General features: G+C 73.3%; 1 protein-coding gene. It reads right to left on the bottom strand.

All coding sequences use genetic code 11. From position 1 onward, the window contains the following. Nucleotides 1-2,292, bottom strand: a 2,292-nt coding sequence (locus ACZ4U1_RS40170) for a type I polyketide synthase (protein WP_467909132.1), incomplete at both ends; no start/stop codon positions are given.

The following is a 2,292-nucleotide window of genomic DNA, read 5'->3' as shown; positions in this document are numbered from 1 at the left end:
CGAGGAGATGCCCGCCCGACGCGGACGATCACCCGTCTCCGGCCACTCCCGCGCCTCCGTCAACAGCTCGACGGAACCCGCAGACCAGTCCACCTTCGACGACGGCACATCCACATGCAGCGTCCGCGGAAGCTCACCGTGCCGTATCGCCTCGACCATCTTGATGACACCGGCGACACCGGAGGCGGCCTGCGTGTGTCCGACGTTGGACTTCAACGAGCCGAGCAGCAGCGGTCGTTCCCGGTTCTGGCCGTAGGTCGCGATGAGCGCCTCGGCCTCGATCGGGTCACCGAGGGCGGTGCCCGTGCCATGGGCCTCGACCGCGTCCACGTCACCGGCCGACAGCCCGGCACTGGCCAGGGCGGCACGGATCACCCGCTGCTGGGACAGCCCGTTGGGGGCCGTGAGGCCGTTGCTCGCCCCGTCCTGGTTGACGGCCGAGCCGCGCACGACGGCCAGCACCTGGTGGCCGTTGCGCCGCGCGTCCGACAACCGCTCCAGCAGCAGCATGCCGACACCCTCGGCCCACGAGGTGCCGTCGGCGGCGTCGGAGAACGCCTTCGAGCGGCCGTCCGGGGCCAGTCCGCGCTGCCGGCTGAACTCGATGAACAGGCCGGGGGTGGGCATCACGGTCACGCCGCCGGCCAGGGCGAGTCCGCACTCGCCGGCCCGCAGCGCCTGAACCGCCAGGTGCAGGGCGACCAGCGACGACGAACAGGCCGTGTCCACCGTGACCGCGGGCCCCTCCAGGCCGAGGGTGTAGGCGATACGGCCGGAGATCACGCTGGAGGACTTGCCCGTCAGGAGGTAGCCCTCGACGCTCTCCGGGGCCTCGTGCAGGCGGGCACCGTAGTCCTGGTAGGTCATTCCGGCGAAGACGCCGGTCGCGGTGCCCTTGAGGGAGGTCGGGTCGATGCCGGCCCGCTCGATGGTCTCCCAGGACGTCTCCAGCAGCAGCCGCTGCTGGGGGTCCATCGCGAGCGCCTCACGCGGCGAGATCCCGAAGAACGCCGGGTCGAACTCGGCGGCGTCGTAGAGGAATCCACCCTCCCGGGCATACGTCCTGCCGGGCCGGCCGGGGTCCGGGTCGTACAGGCCCTCGATGTCCCAGCCACGGTCGGTGGGGAAGCCGGAGACGGCGTCCTGGCCGCGTGCGAGCAGCTGCCACAGCTCCTCGGGCGTCTGCACACCGCCGGGCAGCCGGCAGCCCATCGCGACGATCGCGATCGGTTCGTCACCGCTCTCGTCGCCGCTCGCGGCACCGGCCGCGGGTGCGGGCGCGCTCTCGCGGGTCGCGGCCAAGGCCGTGGCGGGCTCCGGCCCGTCCTGGTCCCCGAGGAGTTCGGCGTGCAGGTGCCGGGCCAGGCGCGTGATCGTGGGGTGGTCGAACACTGCGCCGGTGGCCAGTCGCAGCCCGGTGGCGGCGTTCAGCCGGTTGCGCAGCTCCATGACCCGCATCGAGTCGAAGCCGAGTTCCTTGAAGGCGCGCCCGACCGCGACCGCGTCCGTGTCGCTGTGGCCGAGGACCACCGCCGCGTGGGTGCGGACCAACTCGGTCAGGGCGCGCTCCTGCTCGCCGGGAGCAAGTCCCGCGAGCCGCTGCGCCAGCGCCGTACCGGGCGGCACCGCCCCGTCGGCGGAGCCGGTGCCCGGCAGAGCGTCGGCTGCCACCGGTGTGGAGGCCCGCAGTGCCTCCGGCACCCCGTCGAACAGCCGGGTCGGTCCCGTCGGCGCGTACGCCGCGACGAACCGCTCCCAGTCCACGTCCGCGACGGCGAGGAACGGCCGGTCGGGACCCGTCGCCTGCGCCAGGGCCTCGATCGCGGCCTCCGGCGCCATGGCGACCAGTCCGCGTCGCCGCATCCGCTCGTCCGTGTCGTCCCCGACCATGCCGCCACCGCTCCACGTGCCCCAGGCCAGGGACAGCGCGGGCAGCCCGCGGGCGTGCCGGTGCTGGGCGAGCGCGTCCAGGGAGGCGTTCGCTGCGGCATAGGCGGCCTGGCCGCCGTTGCCCCAGACGCCGATGACGGAGGAGAAGAGCACGAAGGCGTCGAGCTCCTTGCCAGAGGTCAGCTCGTCGAGGTGGCGGGCGGCCTCCACCTTCGACCGCAGCACTCCGGCCAGCGCTTCCACGGACAGCGTCTCGATCACACCGTCGTCCAGCACACCCGCCGTGTGCACCACACCCGTCAGCGCGGGGACCGACGCCGTCTCCAGCGAGGACAGCAGCGCCCGGACCTGCTCACGGTCGGCCACATCACACGCGGCCAGGGTCACACCGACACCGGCGGC

This window comes from Streptomyces sp. NPDC028928, assembly GCF_055564915.1.
The sequence above is the reverse complement of the archived record's forward strand: the minus strand, read 5'-3'. Positions and strand labels throughout refer to the sequence as shown.